Source organism: Bartonella sp. MU70NMGDW, assembly GCF_042194085.1.
Taxonomy (GTDB): domain Bacteria; phylum Pseudomonadota; class Alphaproteobacteria; order Rhizobiales; family Rhizobiaceae; genus Bartonella; species Bartonella grahamii.
Map to the genome: position 1 here is coordinate 14503 of NZ_JBHIMK010000013.1, position 19986 is coordinate 34488.

The following is a 19986-nucleotide window of genomic DNA, read 5'->3' on the forward strand; positions in this document are numbered from 1 at the left end:
ATAAGTGAGAAAAAAGTCTAAAGTAACAGATAATCTGCTTTTTTACCTTAGTTCTTCTTATCTTAATGCTCTCCTTAGTCTCAAGGGTAAGAAAACTTCGAATTAATGTTAATAATGTGCTAAGTTTTTCATGATATGCAAATCTGCATAAATAATTAATCGGAGAAAATAGAAGAGTGTTATCTCGTTGTGCCTTTTTAATTGCAGCACTTTTGGCTTTAGCTGGATGTGCTACACATCAGTCAGATATGTCATCGGTTCCTTTTCAACAAGTTCGATACATTCCACCAGAAATACAGGCTTTGTACGGTCCTGTAACGAATGAGACCTATTTGTTACCTGCTGTTGATCTTGCGACAATTGATCCAAAGTTTTGGCGACAAGAAGTGATTTATTATACATCTTATCCACCTGGAACATTGGTTATCGATACGCAAGAGTGTTTTCTTTACCTTATTGGTGAAAATGGAAAGGCTTTGCGTTATGGGATTGGGGTCGGTAAGGAAGGTTTAGCATTTGATGGTGAAGGGGTTGTACAGCGCAAGCGTCGGTGGCCAAATTGGGCTCCTACTGCAGCTATGATGGCTCGAGAACCAGAACGTTATGGTCATCTTGGGAAAGGAATGCCACCAGGACCCGATAATCCATTAGGTGCGCGGGCACTTTATTTGTTCAAAAATGGGAAAGATACACTTTTCCGTATTCATGGCTCACACGAATCGTGGTCAATTGGGCGTGCTATTTCAAGTGGGTGTATTCGTTTGCTTAATCAAGATATTATTGATCTTTATGATCGTGTTCCCGTTGGTTCGCGTGTTGTGGTCTTACAAAACAATAGGAGTATTCCTACAGTTTATAGTCAACAATCAAATGGCTATGATCCGCTACAGTCGACCATTCAGCCAAATGAATTTTTTTAATTTGGGGGAGAAGATTGGAGAGAACCGTTTGAGTATTTTGGTTTGCTGTTCAATCTTCTCTTTCTCTCAAAAGAGAATATAAACCTTTCTTTTTCAAAAGTGTATACAAGATTGTATTCTTATTTTTTTTCTAGCTTCTCAGGTTGCCAACAGATTTTGCCTTTTAGAAAGTGTATAAGAGGCATTTTTTTCTTTTTTCAAGAGTTCTTATCCATATGCTTCACGCGACTGTGATACGCAAGTCAATGGCTTTGATTGTTTTTTATCGTTTGTGAAATTTCATTCATAAAGAGGGATTTATCATCTTTTATAAGGAGAGCGATATTTTTTGCAATTGTCTCTAAGAGAGGGGATAACCATTCTTGATCAGATTTGGTAAAATTTCCCAGAACATGCTGATGAACAAGTTCTTTGCTTCCAGGATGACCAATTCCTATGCGTATACGACAATAGTCAGTACCACAATGGGCATCAATAGACTTAATACCATTATGCCCATTATTTCCTCCACCAATTTTTATACGAACTTTTCCCGGTGACAGGTCTAACTCATCATAAATGATGATCAAATTCTTCAAATCTAATTTATAAAATCGCAAAGCTTCACCGATAGCTTGACCAGAAAGATTCATAAAAGTTTGCGGTTTTATAAGAAAAATTTTCTCATTATTTATGAAACCATTGGAGATTTCTGCTTGAAACTTCTTCGACCATGGAGAAAAAGAGAAGGACTGATAAATGGCATCAACAGCCATAAAACCGATATTATGGCGGTTATTTTGATATTGTAAACCAGGATTGCCAAGACCAGCAATAAGCCACATGTGCATCTTCAGTCAAAGTATGAGTAAGATAATGTCTCATAAATTAAGGCGGAAAGAATTCCCGCCTTTTGAATTTTATGAAGTTTGCGTGTCTTCTTCATCGTCTTCTTGTTCAGAAGTTTCATCACTGACATCCATGCCAGCAGGAGCTGAAATGGTTGCAATGGTAAAATCTCGATCTTGGATGATGGGAGTCACATCTTTTGGCAGTTGCACTGCTGAAATGTGAATAGAATCACCAATAGAGTAGCTGGCGAGATCAATTTCAATAGCTTCAGGAATAGCACTTGCTGGAGCAGTACATTCAATTTCGTGCCGAACAATATTGAGGACACCACCCTTTTTAAGTCCAGGTGCTGTATCTTCATTGAGGAAGTGGACAGGAATATTCACTTCTACAACGGATTTTGCTGAAATGCGTAAGAAATCTACATGGAGGGGAAAGTCACGCACGGGATCTAATTGATAATCTTTTGGCAAAACCATAATTTTTTGCTTGTCAAGAATAATCGTTGCAATGGTGGTACGAAAACCACCGGCATGAATTTTGTAGAAAATTTCTTTATAGGGAACTGTTATTGCCAAAGGGGGTTGTTTTTCACCATAAATGACAGCAGGAATAAGACCGTTGCGGCGAAGTTCACGGGAGGACCCCTTACCAACCCGCTCGCGTTTTTCGGCCTTAAGAGTGTAGCTTTTGCTCATAATTTAAGTCCTTTTTACATGATTGGAGATCCTTCAAAAACAATAATAGTTTTTGCATGGATATGAAGATATGCGCTAACCAACAGCGATCGCTCCATTCTGCGTTGCCTCCAAGGGTGTCTACGCAGAAGCTTGTTCTATAATTCAAACTATTCATAGATGCAAGAGTTGTGGGAAAAATCGATGATTTCTACCGTTAAAAAGGAGGAAATGTTACAAATTACGGTGTGGATGGAGAATCAACCAATATGCGCTGGCACTGATATGTTCAAAATCAAACACTGGAGATGTTATGAAGGTTGAGATTGCCTTGGGTGAGATGTCAGAGAGTCGTGCTTTGCATAAATCGATGCCAGCACTTCTTGATCTGGAAGAATTATTGGCGACACGTCTTCTTGTACAAGGTAATTCCGGTTCAGGGAAATCACATCTTTTACGCCGTCTTTTGGAGCAAAGTGCTAAGTGGGTGCAGCATTGTGTAATTGATCCAGAAGGCGATTTTGTAACTTTGGCAGATAAATTCGGTCATGTTATTGTAGAGGCTCAACGTAGTGAATTAGAATTGACTCGTATTGCTCATCGCATTCGCCAACATCGGGTTTCAGTGGTATTTAATCTTGAAGGTTTGGATACTGAACAACAGATGCGTGCTGTAGGGGCTTTTCTTGGGGCACTGTTTGATGTGGAACGTGATTATTGGTATCCTATGCTTGTCGTTGTCGATGAAGCACAATTGTTTGCTCCAACTGCGGCAGGAGAAGTTTCTGATGAAGCACGTAAGATTTCTCTTAGTGCTATGACCAATCTTATGTGTCGAGGGCGTAAACGTGGTCTTGCTGGTGTTATTGCGACACAACGTTTGGCTAAGTTGGCCAAAAATGTTGCTGCTGAAGCTTCAAACTTTTTAATAGGGCGGACTTTTTTAGATATTGATATGGTGCGCGCTGCTGATCTTTTGGGAATGGAGCGCCGCCAAGCGGAAATGTTTAGAGATCTTGAGCGGGGGAATTTTATAGCTTTAGGTCCCGCTTTATCACGACGTCCCTTACCAATCATTATCGGTTCTGTTGAAACTTTGGCACGCTCTTCTAGCCCTAAATTAATGCCACTTCCAACAGAGCGGGATGATGTGCAAGAGCTCGTTTTCACTGCTTCACCAGAGGAAATTTTAAAGCCATTTAAACAAACACGAGAGCCGATGAGGGAAAAATCAATGCACGAGATGTTAGAGGAGGTAGTGCATAAAAAACAAGAGTTGTTGGAAGAAACCCCGAGTTTATTTCCTGAACTTTCTGATGTTGAGCGTGACGGCCAAGCAGAACATATTATTCGGGAAATTCTTGAAGATTCTGAGGCTTTTTATCGTTCAACAGCGGTGCTTTATCAAGATTTTTCAGTTCGTTGTCGTATCCATGGTATGTCAAAGGTTCCTTTTAATCTTTCACAGTTTCGGCGTAAATTGGCTATTGCTCAGGCTTTTGTTGATGAACAAACGGCTGTCAGTGAACATTGGAAACATATTTTGCAGATATCAGAAAGTTTAGAAGAAGATGTCCAAGGAGTGTTCTTGAATGTAGCACAGGCCGCATTAGGGGGAAAGCCATGTCCATCGGATGCATTTTTAGCACGTCTTTATGGAACTCATTCTTTAAGCCGTGCACGCCGACTTTTAACCTACTTTGAAGAGCGTGGACTTATTGTTATTCACACGCATTTTAGTGGTCAACGTATTGTTGCATTTCCTGATCTTGGTGTTGAAACAGCACCCGGAGACCCCAAGGAACCACTTTAACCAAATAAGCTGGAAACCGATTGTTCTGCTGCTGTCCTTGCTATTGCTTCCCCAATAAGGTCGGCAATGGGCAAAACACGAATATTATGGGCGTTCTCAATAGCTTGTGTTGGCATAATTGAATCTGTAATAACCAATTCTTTCATCTCTGAATTGGTAATTCGTTCGATTGCATTACCAGAAAGAACACCGTGCGTGATATAAGCCGTGACACTATTGGCACCATGTTTAAGCAGAGCACTTGCTGCATTGCATAAAGTTCCACCTGAATCAACAATATCATCAAGCAAAAGGCAATCTTTTCCCGATACATCTCCAATGATATTCATAACCTCTGATTCACCGGGACGTTCACGACGTTTATCCACAATAGCAAGCAAACTGTTCAAACGCTTGGCGAGCGAGCGTGCGCGTACAACACCACCCACATCAGGTGAAACAACAATAACATTTTCAAGAGAATAATGCACTTTGACATCGCGAGAAATGACAGGAACAGCATAAAGATTATCCGTAGGGATATCAAAAAAACCTTGAATTTGTCCTGCATGAAGGTCTAATGTTAAAACACGATGGGCCCCTGCTTCAGTAATCAGGTTGGCAACAAGTTTTGCGGAAATGGGAGTACGCGGACCAGGTTTACGGTCTTGGCGTGCATAGCCAAAATAAGGAATAACAGCTGTGATGCGACGTGCCGAAGAACGGCGAAGCGCATCAATCATGATGAGCAATTCCATCAAATGATCATTGGCAGGATAGGATGTAGATTGCAAAACAAACACGTCCTGTCCACGTACATTTTCATGCAGTTCTACAAAAATTTCTTGATCAGCAAAGCGCTTTACAGTTGCTTTGCCTAAGGGGATGTTCAAATAATTTGCAACATCTTCAGCTAGGCGTGGATTAGAATTTCCGCAGAAAAGTTTCATAGTAGAACCTCTAAATCATCATGGTGGGAATGCGACACGGTTTTTAATTTCTTTTTATTAAATTGCAAGAGAACGATTACAAAAGCCTTACAATTTTATCGATTATTGTTAAAGAGCTATGCGGTATGTTTTCTCTTTTTCCAAAAGTTTGTTGCTTTTAGAGCAAAGTTTTTTCTCCATGCGACAAAGAAATACGTATTGATTAAGCTTTTTGGTTATTACTTTATAAAAAAATGCTTTCAATATGGGGAATGTTTCATATTTAAGATGAATGAAGGGGAGTAAATAACAAAGAAGTATAATCTTGCTTTCAATCATTATAACTAAACATTGAAAATGATTCAGAGCAAATGCTATCATATTTTATGGGCTGGTAAATGATTTTGTAAAAAAGCAAAGCAAAGTAGAATAGGATTTATTTTTACATTTGGGTAAAAAGTTTAGTTTTGCAGTTTTGGTATTGTTTTAAAAAATAAAAGGGGATCATCTTTTATTTTTTAGCATAATAGTAGAAATTTGCCGTCCGTAATCAGGTTCACTACGGTGTATTGCACGGCGATAGGAGAAAAAACGCTGTTCATCTTTGTAGGTGCAAAGCTCTACACAAGAAGCATTAACGCCTGCTTCTATGAGTTGATGCATAATGAATGCCCACAGATTAAAGTAAAAGTGATTTATTTTGTCTTTTTTTATAAAATATTTTTGGTATTTACTGTGGCAATCAATAAATTGGTCGTAAAATTCGCTTGTTACTTCATAGTGGCAAGGACCAATACAAGGTCCAAGGACTGCTGTTATTGATTGTCTTTTGGCTCCTTGTTTTTCCATAACAGCAATTGTTTTCTCGATAATTCCATTTAAGCTTCCGCGCCAGCCAGCATGAGTTGCAGCGATGACACCTGCTTGTGGATCAGCAAACAGAATGGGTCCGCAATCTGCTGTAAGAATGCCGATTACGAGTTCTTGTGTGGTGGTAACGAGAGCATCGGCTTTAGGAGGGGAGCCGATAAAAGCTTTATCAACGACAACGACTTCACAAGAGTGTATTTGATTGACAGTGACTAAATTTTGTATCTCAACATCAAAATAATGAGCGACCAAAGTGCGGTTTTGTATAATATGTTCAGGGTGATCATTTGAGCTTTGGCCAACATTAAGGCTTTGGTAAAGGCTTTTTGAAACACCACCTTGACGAGTAAAAAAACCATGTTCTATCCCATGGGTTTGTAAAGTAGAAAGATTTTTTGCAAGAATGGGATGAGGGATAGATTTCATAAAAGTTCCTTATGGAGATTATTGGAAGCGAGGGTGGAGATGTTTATTTTAGTCAATGAATATTTCAGATACTGATGTGCTTATTGACAAAAGCGCCGGTTATCAAAATTGGGGAGGTATGGAGATGTTTTTATCACAAACATGTAAAACTTTAAATAATTTTCCCATTTGATCTTGACCAGCAAGCCGTTCGATGTCCTGGCGGATTTTGTCTTGCAAAGGAGCACTTTTGCCAACTCCAAGCTGTTTTGCGCGCTCCAGTAGCCCCATTTTTAAAAGAAAATCTCCTTGCTCGAAGATTTCAGCAAAACAACCTTGTTCAAGGGCTGTGTTTTTTAAAAAAGAAAAATCAACATGGGATGTTAAATCATGTTCACCAGGGGCATCAAAAATATCACGAAATCTATGTTTTGACAGTGCTTGCAGTGTATCGCCAAATGCAAGATCAGCAGCACCATAGTCGATAAGTAAAGCAGAACCTGTCACTTGTACTAAATGGTGGCTGATTTGTTGCATGAATTGATGCCGTAAGGGGGAATATTCAAAAATTGTTCCGTCAGGCACTTTAGAACAATAGGTTTGTAGATAAGAAGAGGGAAGTTTATGCGGGGCAGCAATAAAGATGAGATCTCCATCTTGATTGACTGTAATGCAGCGCTCTTTCCATTCTCCATTGACTTTAATATATTGGTTGATAGGGAGTGTATCGAGAAATTCATTAGCTATGAGGAAGAGAGGTTTTGAGGGGATTTGATCAAAACTTTCAATGCTATGGATTTTTTTTTGATAGGAGGAAAGGCGCTTTTTTTGTTCCTCTGCGAGTTTTTCACTTATTTCAAGGAGAAAAACTTCAGCAGATTCAAATGCTGTTGTGGATAATTTTTGAATGGTACGCAAAACATCATCCATGAGAGTTCCACGTCCTGGACCTATTTCAGCGAGGATAAAAGGGTGAGGACAACCATGAGCGTTCCAGCTTGCGAGGGTCCAAATCCCAATCATCTCTCCAAATAATTGGCTTATTTCAGGTGCTGTAATGAAATCACCGGTACGTCCAAAAGGTGTTTGTGTTTGATAATAACCAAATTGAGGATCGGTAAGTGCCAACGTCATATATTGGCTAACAGTGATTGGTCCATTAAGGGCAATAATTTCTTTAATTTTTTCTTTTAGATTGGTCATTTTCTGTCGATTTATATTTAAAGGCGTGGAGAAGAAGATAAAACCCTAAAAGAAGCATGGGAAGAGATAAAGCCATGCCATAGGTAAAACCAGTAGAATGGAAAAGAGTCGAAAACCATTCTGGATCTTCTTGAGGCGCACGGTAAACTTCAGAAATGCTGCGTGCTACTGCGTAGCCTATAATAAATGTTCCTGCAACAGCTCCAGGGCGCTTTAATGCCTTGAAGGCAAAAATGATAAGGCATAAGATGATGAAGAGAAGAAATCCTTCCATGAAAGCTTCGTAAAGTTGGCTTGGATGGCGCGGTAGATAGTGAGGATCGAGAGGAAAACAAACAGCCCAAGGACGTGTAGTAATATTGCCCCATAACTCTTGGTTAATGAAGTTGCAAATTCGTACAATGCCGATACCAATAGGAGCACCTGCAGCAATGATATCAAACATGGCTCGTATGTTAATATGATTTTTGCGGGCAAACCAGACCATAGCAATGATAATACCAATAAGTCCGCCATGAAAGGACATTCCCCCATCCCATACGGCAATGATAGCACTTGGATGGTTAAAATAGTAAATGGGATCCCATACAAGAACTTGTCCTAAACGCCCTCCGACAACAACACTTATGGCAGACCAGACAACAAAATCTCCGATCTTTTCTTTATCCATAGGAGGGTGGTCTCTATACCATAGAGATGTTTTTTTTAATAATTTTTGCGCATACCACCAAGCAAAAAGAATCCCCACCACGTAACCAAGTCCATACCAATGAAGTGCTATGGGACCTAGCTGGATAATGACAGGATCAAGAAAAGACGGAAAAGCAATGGCTGGACAAGAAAGATTGTTCATGAATTAAGCATCTTACATTATACGAGATGAATATAAAGTGACTCTGATGGTCAGAAATGACAGATGAATGCGCAATGGTCAAGTCAGTAGGGAGGCTAGTCAGAAAGGGGAATAGATTTCCACTGGTTTATCGCGGTAAAAAAATATGGTGATAAAAGAAATATTAAAAAATCTTAAAAAAATCGTCATGAAAAATCTGCACAGTATGTAAAATATAGGGTAAAAGGAACAAATTACAGTATCTAAATGTTATGAGAATACGCTATAATGCGTGCGTCAATAATTAAAATTTAAGGAAAAATGTTATGCGTAATGGATCAAATCGTATTCTTGATGAATTAGCAAAATTAGCAACAGATGCTGCTGACGTCGCGCAAGGCATACGACGTGAAGCTGGAACAGCTTTTCGTGTGCAGGCTGAAAAGATAGCAAACAAACTTGGTCTTGTTTCTCGCGAAGAGTTTGAGACTTTTAAGGAGATGATGCTGAAAATCCATGCTGATAATGGTGATTTGAAAAGGCGTCTTGATGATTTAAAAAAAGATGATTTAAAAAACGCAGACACAAAAAAAAGTAAGATAGTTTCTTAAAAAAGGAATCTTCAAAAAAATATCCCCAATTTTTCAATATGATGCGTGAAACTAAAAAATGCTTAATCTTGAGTCTGTTAGAGCGGAGCATTTGTCTATTTTTGATTTTTTTTTGGGTAAAATACATTTTTTTGAATCAGGGGGGCTGGCGCTATGAAATTGTATCAATACACTGAAAAGACTTGATGATTCGTTTTATGACTATCAGGTTGCCCTAAACAGCGCGATTGTGTTCTGGGTGTTTGTGTACTGTCGATGTTTTTATGTGTATTTGTTTGTTGTAAAGGTTCTGATTGTAGCAAAATATTGTTACAGTTTAGGCGGTTTATATTCTGTTGACAATGTTTTTAAGATGATTGAGGATTGTGATGAGGCTTGCATTTTGCGCCACAGAGAGAAAAGAGCACCCTGTTGACTTTATCGAACAGATTGCCTGTGAATATGATTGGTCGTTTGAGCGGGATGCGCAAGATGAAATTAGCGTTTGTGTGGAAGGAAAGCGCGCAAATTATCGTCTTGCTTTTTCATGGATGGAAGAGCATGAAGCACTTCACTTGGCTTGTTCGTTTGATCTTTTTATTAAAAATGCTCGAACAGCTGAAATACAGCGCTTATTGCTAGCAATTAATGAAAAGTTGTTGTTGGGACATTTTGATTACTGGCAAAGGAATAATTCAGTTATTTATCGGCAAGGTCTTCTTTTGGCTGGTGGGATGCATCCATCTCATATACAGGTTGAAACATTGTTGATACATGCACTTAAAGTCTGTGAAAGCCATTATGTTGCATTTCAGATGGTTGCTTTGTCGGGAGAAAGTGCTTACAAGGCACTGCAGTACACTTTGTTTGAAACTGTAGGGAATGCCTAAAATACACAGTCTGTTATTTTTACAGATGGTTTGCTGAAATATTGCTCATAGGGGGATATCAAGAATAGCGCGTAATCCTCCGAGTGGGCTCTCATCTAGTTGTATATTGCCACCATGGCTGCGTGCTATGTCTTGAGCAATAGAAAGACCAAGTCCTGTTCCACTTGCATCTTGATTTCGCGCTTTATCAAGTCGAAAGAATGGCTTAAAAACTTCTGTGCGCATATTTTCATGAATTCCAGGTCCATTATCATCGATTATTAATATAAAAGATTCTTGTTGAGAGTTAGCTGTTAGTGTAACGGTTGTGCCATAACAAAATGCATTTGATACAAGATTGCTGACCAAGCGTATGAAAGCACGGGGACGTACTTTTATTTCTGTAGGACCTTCAATGGTGTAAGAAAATTGACGTTTGTGAAGATGAGCATCGGCGGAGAATTTTTGCATAAGAGCATTTAAATCAAAAGTCTTGACACTTTCACTTCCTTCACCACGAGCAAAAGCAAGATAATCTTCTAACATATTTTGCATGTCACTTACATCTTGCTCAAGCGGTTTAATATCAAAGTCAGTATTTACTAATGCTAGCTGAAGTTTAAAGCGTGTAAGAATGGTTCTTAAATCATGACTTACTCCTGAGAGCATCATGGTGCGTTGTTCGATTTGGCGTTCAATACGTTCTCGCATACGTAAAAAAGCAATGCCAGCACGACGGACTTCATCAGCTCCTTGTGGTTGAAATCCTTTTGGTAAAGGACGACCGCGTCCAAAGCTTTCTGCTGCTTCAGCCAATTGTTGAATGGGTTTGATTTGGTTGCGCAAAAAGTAAATTGCTATCAGCAATAAAACAAGCGCTGTTCCTACCATCCAGCTTAAAAAAATAGCAGTATTGGAAGCGTAGGCTTGGCTGCGTGGAGCAAAGACGCGTAAGATGTTGTGACCAAGGTGGATACGGATTTCAACAAGATTAGAATCGCCTACTGTATCAATCCAGAAGGAGCGGTTAATTTGGCGGGTGATTTCTTCACTCAGAAAATAATCAAGAATTGCGAAAAATGGTTTAGGTCCTGGAGGGGGAAGAGGGGAAGGGGGTAGGATAGAAATGTTTAATCCCATGCGTTGTTGTGCAATACGCTTGATATCTTCATAGTTATCTTGTTGTGGATATGTTTCAAGAATATCAATAATGGCTGAAATGTCATGCACGACAGCCATTGAAAGACGCTCGGTTACCATTTGCCAATGGCGTTCCATAAAGACATAAGCAATGACTGTTTGCAGAAGTACCATGGGAGCGATAATAATGATCAAAGAGCGGGCATAAAGCCGTTTAGGCATTTTTTTCGTTAACCATCGAAGAAAAAATCTTAAAGGTTTGATCATTCTTGTGCCTATTCAATAGAGAGTTTATACCCTATTCCTCGCACGGTTTGGAGCCATATAGGCAGTGCTGGGTTTTTTTCGATTTTACGACGAAGGCGGTTGATCTGTACATCAATGGTACGTTCACTTATATTGCTGTCATCGGTCGCGAATTTATGGCGCGGAATTGTATCGCCTGCATTTTCGGCAAAAATGACCATCATTTCTTGTTCTTTATCTGTTAATTTAATAATTTCTCCTCCTTTTTTGAGTTCGCGCCGTGAAATTGAAAATATATAAGGTCCAAAAACGATCTGCTCAATTTTGGGTTGGTGAGGGGGAAAACCACGCCGTAAAATGGCATTGATACGAAGAAGAAGTTCACGAGGGTCAAAAGGCTTAGCAAGATAATCATCTGCACCCGCTTCTAAGCCATGGATACGATTGTCTATTTCTGATAAAGCTGTTAGCATGAAGATAGGAACATCCTTTGTTTGCCGGAGTGAATGAGTAAGATCAATACCGTTTTCACCAGGCATCATGACATCAACAATAAGAAGATCAAAATCTAAACTTGCCAACAGTCGTCTTGCTTCATTAGCATTGGCTGAAACTGAAACACGAAATCCATTTTTAATGAGAAACTGAAATAAAAGATTGCGGATACGAGTGTCGTCATCAATCACAAGAAGGTGAGGTGCGTCATCACACAAAACTTGAACATGATCGGACATTCTTAAAAACCTTGATAAAAATTTAGTTTACACAAAATGCAAGTTTACATAAGTTGTATAAAGCTGTCGAGCAGCACCTTTACCTTAAAGGAGAGAAAGTTTTATTTATAAATTTAAAAAAGTTATTTTTGAAAAGGATATTATGGGTAGTCTTAATATACATATTATTCCAGTTACGACATTCCAACAAAATTGCACTTTGCTTTTTGATAGTGAATGTAAAACGGGGGTTCTCGTTGATCCCGGTGGTGATTGGCCGCGGATTCAAGACGTAATCGAAAAGAATGGCGTTATCGTTGAGGCTATTTGGATAACACATGGTCATTTTGATCATGTGGGAGCAGCAATGCAAGCGAAAGAGGCGCTTAATGTAAAAATTATCGGTTCACATTGCGATGATAAGCCTGTGATGGATGCCGTGAGCGAAAGCGCAAAAAATTACGGCATCACTGATGCATGCATCTGTATTCCTGACCAATGGTTAGAAGATGGTGAGTGCGTTCATTTTGCTGGACATGTGTTTAAGGTTTTTCACACCCCAGGACATTCTCCTGGTCATGTTATTTATTTCAATGAAAAAGAACGCTTAGCTCTCTTGGGTGATGTGCTCTTTCGTGGTTCTATTGGACGCACTGATTTCCCCTTCTGTTCTCATGAAAAATTGATGCACTCTCTTCGAGAAAAAGTTTTACCCTTAGGCGATGATGTTTGTTTTATCTGTGGGCATGGTCCTAAAAGTAGCATAGGCTATGAGCGCCAAAATAATCCTTTTCTTCAAGATTTTAATATATGAGCAAACAAAAAAACGCTTTGAAGCATTTTTTTGTGCCATTTAAGACTTTTTTAGTAGAACAGAAGTTAATTTATTGGGGCATAACAAATGTGTTCCAAACCATTACGGTCTCGAAAAGTCCCTGTTTTAGGGTTGAAGGAACGGTATTTTTTCTTGCAATAGTTAAGCCAATTAGATTCTAATGATTGCTGGAGTGGCTCATATTCCGCCGTTTGCTGCACCTGATAAACTCTTTGATTTTGCGGAACTTTTTGATAAATTACCTGATTTTGTGGTACTATTTGATAAACCACTTGTGGCTGTTCTGGTTTTTTTAAAATTGTACCAAGAATACCCACTGCTAAAGCATCTCCTGAGTTGTCTATATGAATATTACTGTGTTTTGTCTTTTTGCGCTCAATGTGATGATATGTTTTGTTTTCAACATGATGATAATAATGATGATGATGATGATGATGATGTTGTTGTTGTTGTTGTTGTTGTTGTTCCGTCCTATTAAGTTTGGCTTCAAATCTTCTAGAGTTTTCTTCAGAACGCTTGCGGAAATCATCAACAAACTTTTGGAAATCATCAGAATGACAGACATTTTTGCTATCAGAACAACGGGAGCTAGAAAAACTGGAACGCCACATATCAATTTCCTTATCCATTTCCCTTGTCGCATCATCTCTTTCTTTACGCATCTTCCTCATCATATCATCTATTTCTCTCGTGATAGAGTGAGTAACATCCCATGCCATATCCGCAAGCGTTGTATTTAGCGGCATGAAAACGGTTGCAGTTGACATTGCTGATAATACCGCTAGCTTGATCACCTTTTTCATAATGATGCTCCTTGTGTAAATTCGTATTTTTCACATCCTACACATTTCAAACTGAATAGAGCCTGAACAATTTTGGACTTTATTGTGACAAAACAAAAGAAAATTCATTTAGTTAAACCCATTGCAGGTACAGTAAAATAAAATCATGAAAGAATTTTGATTTCAATTAATGTACTCTACTTGAGGCTAATTAATAAGTTTTTATTGACCCCACCCGATTTTTTACTATGGAATATAAACTCTTTATTTAGGGATAATTTTTGTATCATTTGATACAATATAAATTTAATAATAGGTGTATAAATAAAAGTTATCATTTTTTATCATATGCTTATGGTGCTATGATAAAGTCTTATTTTAATTTATTTGTATTATAGAACAGCGTCCTATTTTAATATTATCTTGTGAGGATAAATAATATTTTAGTTCGATATCAGAGTATAAATGTATAAATATAATATATTTTAGGAATTTATATATATAAGATATTTTCTTTAAATTTGTCTGCTTTTTTAGAGTTTAGAAGTTTTTTACTTTTTTAGGGATTTTTTTATAACGCGGTTTAACAAGAAAAATTGCTTAATCGGCCATACGCTTTGTGAGAACTGTCACCAATGTGCGGTAGCCTTTTTGAATTGTTTTACGAATTTCATTCACAACATCATCGACTTGATTGCTGGCTGGACGAACCTCTGTTGGTGGATCAATGAGCCCTGTTGGACAAATAATTTGTTCTGCAAAAGTGCCATGAGATTGTTCTATTTCTCAGCGTCCTGGTGTTGCAGAGACGGCAATAGTTTTTGGGGGCGCATGGCATCCCATTCTGCTTCCATGAAAAATTGATGCAATCCCTTCGAGAAAAAGTTTTTCCCTTAGGCGATGATGTTTGTTTTATCTGTGGGCATGGTCCCAAAAGTAGCATAGGCTATGAGCGCCAAAAATAATCCTTTTCTTCAAGAGATTTAAGGGGGAGGGCATCAAAAACCCGCTTTAGAGCGGGCTTTTCTCAATGTTAATTCAATTTACTGGAGCATAGCAGACATGATTTAAGCCATCACGGCCTCGAAAAGTACCTGTTTTAGGGTTGAAGGAACGGTATTTTTTCTTGCAATATTGAAGCCAATCAGATTCTGATGATTGTTGTACTGGCTCATATTCCACCGTTTGCTGCACTTGATAAATCACCTGATTTTGTGGTACGTCTTGATAGACAATTTGTGGCTGTTCTGGTTTTTTAAAAACTTTACTAAGAACTGCACCTGCTGCAAGAGCAAGAATGCCCAATGCTAAAGCATCTCCTTGAATATTACTGTGTTTTGTCTTTTTACGTTCGACATAATGATATGTTTTGCTTTCAACATGATGATGTTGTTGTTCTCTCCATGTCTGGCTGAAATAATGACGCTTGTGGGGATCATCAAAAGAGTGATGTTTACTATGAAAAGAATGGGAGCTAAAATTGCGAGACGGTAAACCAGACTCCCTCTTCATTTCACTCATTTGATACCATGCCATATCCGCAAGCGTTGTATTTAGCGGCATGAAAACGGTTGCAGTTGACATTGCTGATAATACCGCTAACCTGATCATCTTTTTCATAATGATGCTCCTTGTGTAAATTCGTATTTTTCACATCCTACATGTTTCAAACTGAATAGAGCCTGAATAATTTTGGACTTTATTGTGGCAAAACAAATGAAAATTCATTTAGTTAAACCCATCTCAGATACAGTAAAATAAAATCATGACAGAATTTTGATTTCAATTAATGTACTATGCTTGAGGTTAATTAATAAGTTTGTAGTAAGAGTACCCGATTTTTTACTATGGAATATAAACTCTTTATTTAGGGATACTTTTTGCATCACTTGATACAATATAAATTGAATAATAGGAGTATGAATAAAAGTTATCATTTTTTATCATGATTTTATGGTTCTACGATAAAGTCTTGTTTTACTTTATTTGTGTTATAGTACAGTGTAATATTTGAATATTCTCTTGTGAGTCTAAATAATATTTGAGTTCGATATCAGAGTATAACTGTATAAAGATAATATATTGTAAGTAATTTTTTGATATATATAAAACATTCTCTTTAAATTTGTCTGCTTTTTTAGAGTTTAGAAGTTTTTTACATTTTTAGGGATTTTTTATAACGCGGTTTAACAAGAAAAATTACTTAAAAAGTTAATAAAGTTTAGGCATTTTTTGTAAAAAGTTCTCTCTCATGGTGTTTTAGATAAATTGGAGCTCCCTTGATGTTTGAGGTTGTCTGTTTTGCGGATAATGCTGTTTGCTTTTGAGCTTTAGTTGTTTTTTTAGAAGAGCTGAAGATTATTTTAGGCGGTTTGAAATTTCTTACTCCTTTGTTGGTTGCGTTTTTTTTCGTTTTATTGTTGCTTGATTAGGGGGGGGGTTACCAGATTTTCCTTTTCGATTTTCCAAAATACCAGTATCCATGGTTGGTCCCATGTGTGCAAGGTCTGGTTTGGAGAAAAGACTTGGTTGTAATACGGGCTCAAGGGTAGATTGTTCGCTATGATGAGTTAAGGGGTTCTCAGCGATTTCTAGTTCTATCTTTTGTAATTGTTTGATTTCATCGCGAAGGCGTGCTGCTTCTTCAAAGTTGAGATCAGCAGCTGCTTCATGCATTAATTTTTCAAGGTGTTTAATATGAGATGCTAAATTGTTGCCAACCATATTTTTTTTCTCGATGACATCAGGGGTAATTGTGCGAATATGGTCGTTTTCATAGCCTGAATTGAGAATATCTCCGATATTTTTTTTGATACTTTTGGGTGTGATATGGTGTTCTTCATTATAGGCTATTTGTTTTTGTCGACGTCTTTGTGTCTCCTGTAAGGCTCGTTCTATGGAGCCTGTGATTGTATCTGCATAGAGGATAACGTGGCCATCTACGTTACGTGCAGCACGTCCGATTGTTTGTATGAGGGAAGTTTCAGAGCGCAAAAAGCCCTCCTTATCAGCATCTAGAATGGCAACAAAACCACATTCTGGAATATCTAAGCCTTCTCGGAGCAAGTTGATACCGATGAGGACATCAAAGGTGCCAAGCCGCAGATCGCGTAGAATTTCAATGCGTTCTAATGTATCAATGTCAGAATGCATATAGCGTACACGAATATCTTGTTCGTGGAGATATTCAGTTAAGTCCTCGGCCATACGCTTTGTGAGAACTGTCACCAATGTACGGTAGCCTTTTTGAATTGTTTTACGAATTTCATTTACAACATCATCGACTTGATTGCTGGCTGGACGAACCTCTGTTGGCGGATCAATGAGCCCTGTTGGACGAATAATTTGTTCTGCAAAAGTGCCATGAGATTGTTCTATTTCCCAGCGTCCTGGTGTTGCAGAGACGGCAATAGTTTGTGGGCGCATGGCATCCCATTCTTCAAAGCGTAAAGGGCGATTGTCCATACAGGAAGGTAGGCGAAACCCATATTCTGCTAGGGTTGCTTTTCTTCGAAAATCACCTCGGTACATGCCTCCAATTTGGGGAATGGTTACGTGACTTTCATCGATAAAAACAAGAGCATTGTTTGGAATGTATTCAAACAAGGTTGGTGGTGGTTCTCCGGGTTTTCGTCCTGTTAAATAGCGTGAATAATTTTCGATTCCAGAGCATGAGCCGGTGGTTTCCAACATTTCCAAATCAAAAATTGTACGTTGTTCTAAACGTTGTGCTTCTAAAAGACGTCCAGCTGCGTTCAATTCATCAAGGCGTTGAGCGAGTTCCATTTTGATCGATTTCATCGCTTGATTGAGTGTTGGGCGTGGTGTTACGTAGTGTGAGTTGGCATAAATTTTAATCGATTGAAGATCGCCTGTTTTTTGTCCCGTTAGAGGATCAAATTCCGTAATTGTTTCCACTTCATCGCCAAAGAGCGAAATACGCCAAGCACGATCTTCGAGGTGGGCAGGGAAAATTTCGATTGTATCCCCTCGAACACGAAAGGAACCACGAATGAAATTGATATCTTGTCGATAATACTGTTGAGAGACTAAATCAGCCAAGAGTTTTCGTTGATTGAGTTTATCACCTTTTTCTATTTTGAAGGTCATAGCAGTATAAGTTTCTACTGAACCAATCCCGTAAATACACGATACAGACGCGACAATAATGACGTCATCACGTTCAAGGACAGCACGTGTTGCAGCATGGCGCATACGGTCGATTTGTTCATTAATTGAGGATTCTTTTTCAATATAGGTATCAGAGCGTGCAACGTAGGCTTCTGGCTGATAATAGTCATAATAGGAAACAAAATATTCGACGGCATTGTGGGGAAAAAAACTTTTAAACTCTCCGTAAAGCTGCGCTGCTAGAGTTTTATTTGGTGCTAAGATTAAAGCTGGACGCTGTGTTTCTTCAATGATTTTGGCCATTGTATAGGTTTTTCCTGAGCCGGTAACACCCAAAAGCACTTGTGTACGTTCATCTTTTTGAATTCCCTCAACCAGAGTTTTAATTGCTTGAGGTTGATCTCCTGCAGGTTCAAAGGGTGTTTCGAGTTGAAATGGAATGCCACCTTCAGATTTTTCAGGACGAATAGGGCGGTGAGGTGTCCATAATACGCCATTCTTAAAAAGAGGATTGCCTGAGGCAATCAGAGCAGAAAGAGCCTCAACTGTTGCTGTAACACCATTTTTCATTGTTGTATCCTTTAATAGAAAAGTGCTGGTGATTTTAAAGAAAATACTAATTTTTACAATTTCATTACGATAACAGCAAAACGTTATTGAACAGATTTATTTTGGTTTATTGGAGCTTTCATTAGGATATTGATCAAGTTTTTTCTATGAGACGAATTCTTCGAAGTGGTTCTTTGGAGGGGGCATATTGTGGTTGTTCTTGGACACTATTGCATTTTTGCCATGATGATATTTAAGATGGCATAAATTATTATGGCTGTTATGGAGAATAATCGGTACGTTTGGGCACTAAAGACATTGTGTATGTGTGATAAAGATCATTTCCATCTTTAAATGAAAGATAACGAGATGACACCCAACCTATTTGAGTGTTATATCGGATATGGCACCAATTGCCTTCACAGTTTTTAACAAAAACCAATTCTCCAGCAGAGATTAAGCCGCAAAGTGCATACTGAGTGCTGGGACCTGTTCTAAAATTAAGATTTCTCGTAACAAAAGCATCCGCAGCTTCAGATACTGTTGTGGCGAAAAAGAAAGAGCCAAACATAAAAAAAATGACGATTTTTTTCATTCTTCTGTAAAGAATTTCTTTAGAGATTTTCTATCCTTCTCTCTTTGTATCCCATATGATTTCTTTTGCTAGATTATGATAAAACAGAAAAAAATACAATTCTTTCTTCTTTAGGAGATTTTAAAGAGAAGAGTGAAGTTTAACGTTTTAAACACCAAAATGAGATGTTTTAATCACTATTTGTGCATGTTTTGTTTCCTTTATTTATTTTTGTATGGAAAATAGCGATACTGTACTATATAATAAAAAAGATCGTAGTTTTCGGATTCCAAAAGTAATTTTGGAAGCCGTTTTTTGTGTTTTTATTAAACCTTCCGTGTAATAGAAAGGGACGGATTATGGAAAAAGTTCCGATGACTACAGCTGGTTTTGAGAGTCTTAAAGAAGAGTTGCGTTGGCGTCAACAACAGGAGCGTCCGCGAATTATTGAAGCAATTTCTGAGGCGCGTGCACATGGTGATTTATCAGAAAATGCTGAGTATCATGCAGCTAAAGAAGCACAAAGCCATAATGAGGGGCGTATAAATGAGCTTGAAGATTATATTGCCCGAGCAGAAGTTATAGATGTTTCGCGTCTTTCAGGCGACAAAATAAAATTTGGAGCAACCATTAAACTCTTGGATGAGGATACAGAAGAAAAAAAAGTGTATCAGATCGTAGGAGATCAAGAAGCTGATGTAAAGGTTGGTAAAATCTCTATTTCTTCGCCTATTGCACGTGCACTCATTGGAAAGCAAGAAGGTGATGTGATTGAGGTGAATGCACCAGGTGGTGCGCATAATTACGAGATCATTAAGGTTCAGTATATCTAAATAACATATGGATTATTATGCGTGTATCTTTGGACGAAACTGAAATTATTGCGCCTCACTTTAAAAGGCGTTTATCGGGAGTAACATCTACGATTATTCAGCTTATTCCACTGCAACGCGAACAGGGTGTGCGTATATCCACTTTAGGGTTTGGTTTACCACAAACTTTGCCGACTCTTGCCTTTAAGGACCTTTTCGGACTTTGGAAAAGTCCGAAAGGGAAGCCATTTCGTATTTGGCATGCACGACGCAATATTGAGATGCT

18 protein-coding genes and 3 pseudogenes are annotated in these 19986 nt (G+C 38.4%); 8 read left to right on the forward strand and 13 right to left on the reverse strand.

Going from position 1 to position 19986, the window contains the following annotated elements; translation table 11 throughout:
* Positions 1–176: 176 nt before the first annotated feature.
* Positions 177–920: a L,D-transpeptidase gene (locus ACFIKE_RS02500; RefSeq protein ID WP_375648323.1), complete on the forward strand. Its 744-nt coding sequence runs from the start codon at positions 177–179 to the stop codon at positions 918–920.
* 242 nt (positions 921–1162) lie between these two features.
* On the opposite strand, the gene pth is transcribed toward ACFIKE_RS02500, so the two are convergent.
* Together pth and ACFIKE_RS02510 are read right to left on the reverse strand one after the other, a co-directional pair.
* Positions 1163–1744: an aminoacyl-tRNA hydrolase gene (pth, locus tag ACFIKE_RS02505; RefSeq protein ID WP_375648324.1), complete on the reverse strand. Its 582-nt coding sequence runs from the start codon at positions 1742–1744 to the stop codon at positions 1163–1165.
* A gap of 75 nt (positions 1745–1819) precedes the next feature.
* The gene (locus ACFIKE_RS02510) at positions 1820–2449 is read right to left on the reverse strand and encodes a 50S ribosomal protein L25/general stress protein Ctc (protein ID WP_375625077.1); all 630 of its coding nucleotides are present in this window, start codon (positions 2447–2449) and stop codon (positions 1820–1822) included.
* A gap of 292 nt (positions 2450–2741) precedes the next feature.
* Here ACFIKE_RS02510 and ACFIKE_RS02515 point away from each other — a divergent pair, with 292 nt between their 5' ends.
* The gene (locus ACFIKE_RS02515) at positions 2742–4241 is read left to right on the forward strand and encodes a helicase HerA domain-containing protein (RefSeq protein ID WP_375648325.1); all 1500 of its coding nucleotides are present in this window, start codon (positions 2742–2744) and stop codon (positions 4239–4241) included.
* Here ACFIKE_RS02515 and ACFIKE_RS02520 read toward each other — a convergent pair.
* From ACFIKE_RS02520 to lgt, 4 genes are all read right to left on the reverse strand, one after another.
* Entirely contained in the window at positions 4238–5170 is a 933-nt protein-coding gene (locus tag ACFIKE_RS02520) for a ribose-phosphate pyrophosphokinase (RefSeq protein WP_375648326.1), read from the reverse strand. The two genes, ACFIKE_RS02515 and ACFIKE_RS02520, sit on opposite strands and share 4 nt — an antisense overlap.
* A gap of 483 nt (positions 5171–5653) precedes the next feature.
* Positions 5654–6445, reverse strand: a complete 792-nt coding sequence (pgeF, locus tag ACFIKE_RS02525) for a peptidoglycan editing factor PgeF (protein WP_375625784.1) — start codon at positions 6443–6445, stop codon at positions 5654–5656.
* Between the two features lie 102 nt (positions 6446–6547).
* On the reverse strand, positions 6548–7627 hold the full coding sequence (locus ACFIKE_RS02530; RefSeq protein WP_375648327.1) for a class I SAM-dependent methyltransferase: 1080 nt from the start codon (positions 7625–7627) through the stop codon (positions 6548–6550).
* The gene (lgt, locus tag ACFIKE_RS02535) at positions 7602–8480 is read right to left on the reverse strand and encodes a prolipoprotein diacylglyceryl transferase (protein ID WP_375625788.1); all 879 of its coding nucleotides are present in this window, start codon (positions 8478–8480) and stop codon (positions 7602–7604) included. The genes ACFIKE_RS02530 and lgt overlap by 26 nt, the downstream gene beginning before the upstream one ends.
* Before the next feature lie 305 nt (positions 8481–8785).
* On the opposite strand from lgt, the gene ACFIKE_RS02540 reads away from it, so the two are divergent.
* Together ACFIKE_RS02540 and ACFIKE_RS02545 are read left to right on the forward strand one after the other, a co-directional pair.
* Positions 8786–9070 (forward strand): accessory factor UbiK family protein, encoded by a 285-nt coding sequence (locus tag ACFIKE_RS02540; protein ID WP_375648328.1) that lies wholly within the window; start codon positions 8786–8788, stop codon positions 9068–9070.
* 368 nt (positions 9071–9438) lie between these two features.
* Positions 9439–9939 carry a YbjN domain-containing protein gene (locus ACFIKE_RS02545; protein WP_375648329.1) on the forward strand — a complete coding sequence of 167 codons (501 nt, stop codon included), beginning with the start codon at positions 9439–9441 and terminating at the stop codon, positions 9937–9939.
* 45 nt (positions 9940–9984) lie between these two features.
* Here ACFIKE_RS02545 and ACFIKE_RS02550 read toward each other — a convergent pair whose 3' ends face one another.
* Together ACFIKE_RS02550 and ACFIKE_RS02555 are read right to left on the reverse strand one after the other, a co-directional pair.
* A complete protein-coding gene (locus ACFIKE_RS02550) occupies positions 9985–11325 on the reverse strand; it encodes an ATP-binding protein (protein WP_375648330.1) in 1341 nt (446 codons plus the stop codon).
* Between the two features lie 8 nt (positions 11326–11333).
* Positions 11334–12038 (reverse strand): response regulator, encoded by a 705-nt coding sequence (locus ACFIKE_RS02555; protein ID WP_375648331.1) that lies wholly within the window; start codon positions 12036–12038, stop codon positions 11334–11336.
* 142 nt (positions 12039–12180) lie between these two features.
* Here ACFIKE_RS02555 and ACFIKE_RS02560 point away from each other — a divergent pair, with 142 nt between their 5' ends.
* The gene (locus ACFIKE_RS02560; RefSeq protein WP_375625798.1) at positions 12181–12831 is read left to right on the forward strand and encodes an MBL fold metallo-hydrolase; all 651 of its coding nucleotides are present in this window, start codon (positions 12181–12183) and stop codon (positions 12829–12831) included.
* 65 nt (positions 12832–12896) lie between these two features.
* Here the strand turns inward: ACFIKE_RS02560 and ACFIKE_RS02565 are convergent, their stop codons facing one another.
* A complete protein-coding gene (locus ACFIKE_RS02565) occupies positions 12897–13655 on the reverse strand; it encodes a BA14K family protein (protein ID WP_375648332.1) in 759 nt (252 codons plus the stop codon).
* 582 nt (positions 13656–14237) lie between these two features.
* Positions 14238–14479 (reverse strand): annotated as a pseudogene (locus ACFIKE_RS02570) (excinuclease ABC subunit UvrB); the annotation flags it as partial.
* On the opposite strand from ACFIKE_RS02570, the pseudogene ACFIKE_RS02575 reads away from it, so the two are divergent.
* Positions 14468–14621, forward strand: a pseudogene (locus ACFIKE_RS02575) (MBL fold metallo-hydrolase); the annotation flags it as partial. The pseudogenes ACFIKE_RS02570 and ACFIKE_RS02575 overlap by 12 nt on opposite strands.
* Positions 14622–14672: 51 nt before the next feature.
* Here the strand turns inward: ACFIKE_RS02575 and ACFIKE_RS02580 are convergent.
* From ACFIKE_RS02580 to ACFIKE_RS02590, 3 genes are all read right to left on the reverse strand, one after another.
* Entirely contained in the window at positions 14673–15254 is a 582-nt protein-coding gene (locus ACFIKE_RS02580) for a BA14K family protein (protein WP_375625802.1), read from the reverse strand.
* A 762-nt stretch (positions 15255–16016) separates the two neighbouring features.
* Positions 16017–18335 carry an excinuclease ABC subunit UvrB gene (gene uvrB / locus ACFIKE_RS02585; RefSeq protein ID WP_375648333.1) on the reverse strand — a complete coding sequence of 773 codons (2319 nt, stop codon included), beginning with the start codon at positions 18333–18335 and terminating at the stop codon, positions 16017–16019.
* 259 nt (positions 18336–18594) lie between these two features.
* Entirely contained in the window at positions 18595–18909 is a 315-nt protein-coding gene (locus ACFIKE_RS02590; RefSeq protein WP_273788409.1) for an SH3 domain-containing protein, read from the reverse strand.
* A 338-nt stretch (positions 18910–19247) separates the two neighbouring features.
* Here ACFIKE_RS02590 and greA point away from each other — a divergent pair, with 338 nt between their 5' ends.
* Entirely contained in the window at positions 19248–19721 is a 474-nt protein-coding gene (gene greA, locus ACFIKE_RS02595; RefSeq protein WP_007347010.1) for a transcription elongation factor GreA, read from the forward strand.
* Positions 19722–19738: 17 nt separating this feature from the next.
* Positions 19739–19986: pseudogene (locus ACFIKE_RS02600) on the forward strand (glycosyltransferase family 1 protein); the annotation flags it as partial.

Excerpts from the sequence above, each read along its gene's own strand:
- ACFIKE_RS02580 (WP_375625802.1), bottom strand. The coding sequence starts at position 15,254 with ATGAAAAAGATGATCAGGTTAGCGGTATTATCAGCAATGTCAACTGCA.
- ACFIKE_RS02555 (WP_375648331.1), bottom strand. The coding sequence starts at position 12,038 with ATGTCCGATCATGTTCAAGTTTTGTGTGATGACGCACCTCACCTTCTT.
- ACFIKE_RS02515 (WP_375648325.1), top strand. The coding sequence starts at position 2,742 with ATGAAGGTTGAGATTGCCTTGGGTGAGATGTCAGAGAGTCGTGCTTTG.
- ACFIKE_RS02560 (WP_375625798.1), top strand. The coding sequence starts at position 12,181 with ATGGGTAGTCTTAATATACATATTATTCCAGTTACGACATTCCAACAA.
- ACFIKE_RS02565 (WP_375648332.1), bottom strand. The coding sequence starts at position 13,655 with ATGAAAAAGGTGATCAAGCTAGCGGTATTATCAGCAATGTCAACTGCA.
- ACFIKE_RS02550 (WP_375648330.1), bottom strand. The coding sequence starts at position 11,325 with ATGATCAAACCTTTAAGATTTTTTCTTCGATGGTTAACGAAAAAAATG.
- ACFIKE_RS02510 (WP_375625077.1), bottom strand. The coding sequence starts at position 2,449 with ATGAGCAAAAGCTACACTCTTAAGGCCGAAAAACGCGAGCGGGTTGGT.
- ACFIKE_RS02530 (WP_375648327.1), bottom strand. The coding sequence starts at position 7,627 with ATGACCAATCTAAAAGAAAAAATTAAAGAAATTATTGCCCTTAATGGA.
- lgt (WP_375625788.1), bottom strand. The coding sequence starts at position 8,480 with ATGAACAATCTTTCTTGTCCAGCCATTGCTTTTCCGTCTTTTCTTGAT.
- ACFIKE_RS02520 (WP_375648326.1), bottom strand. The coding sequence starts at position 5,170 with ATGAAACTTTTCTGCGGAAATTCTAATCCACGCCTAGCTGAAGATGTT.
- ACFIKE_RS02540 (WP_375648328.1), top strand. The coding sequence starts at position 8,786 with ATGCGTAATGGATCAAATCGTATTCTTGATGAATTAGCAAAATTAGCA.
- uvrB (WP_375648333.1), bottom strand. The coding sequence starts at position 18,335 with ATGAAAAATGGTGTTACAGCAACAGTTGAGGCTCTTTCTGCTCTGATT.
- pgeF (WP_375625784.1), bottom strand. The coding sequence starts at position 6,445 with ATGAAATCTATCCCTCATCCCATTCTTGCAAAAAATCTTTCTACTTTA.
- ACFIKE_RS02545 (WP_375648329.1), top strand. The coding sequence starts at position 9,439 with ATGAGGCTTGCATTTTGCGCCACAGAGAGAAAAGAGCACCCTGTTGAC.
- greA (WP_007347010.1), top strand. The coding sequence starts at position 19,248 with ATGGAAAAAGTTCCGATGACTACAGCTGGTTTTGAGAGTCTTAAAGAA.
- ACFIKE_RS02590 (WP_273788409.1), bottom strand. The coding sequence starts at position 18,909 with ATGAAAAAAATCGTCATTTTTTTTATGTTTGGCTCTTTCTTTTTCGCC.
- pth (WP_375648324.1), bottom strand. The coding sequence starts at position 1,744 with ATGTGGCTTATTGCTGGTCTTGGCAATCCTGGTTTACAATATCAAAAT.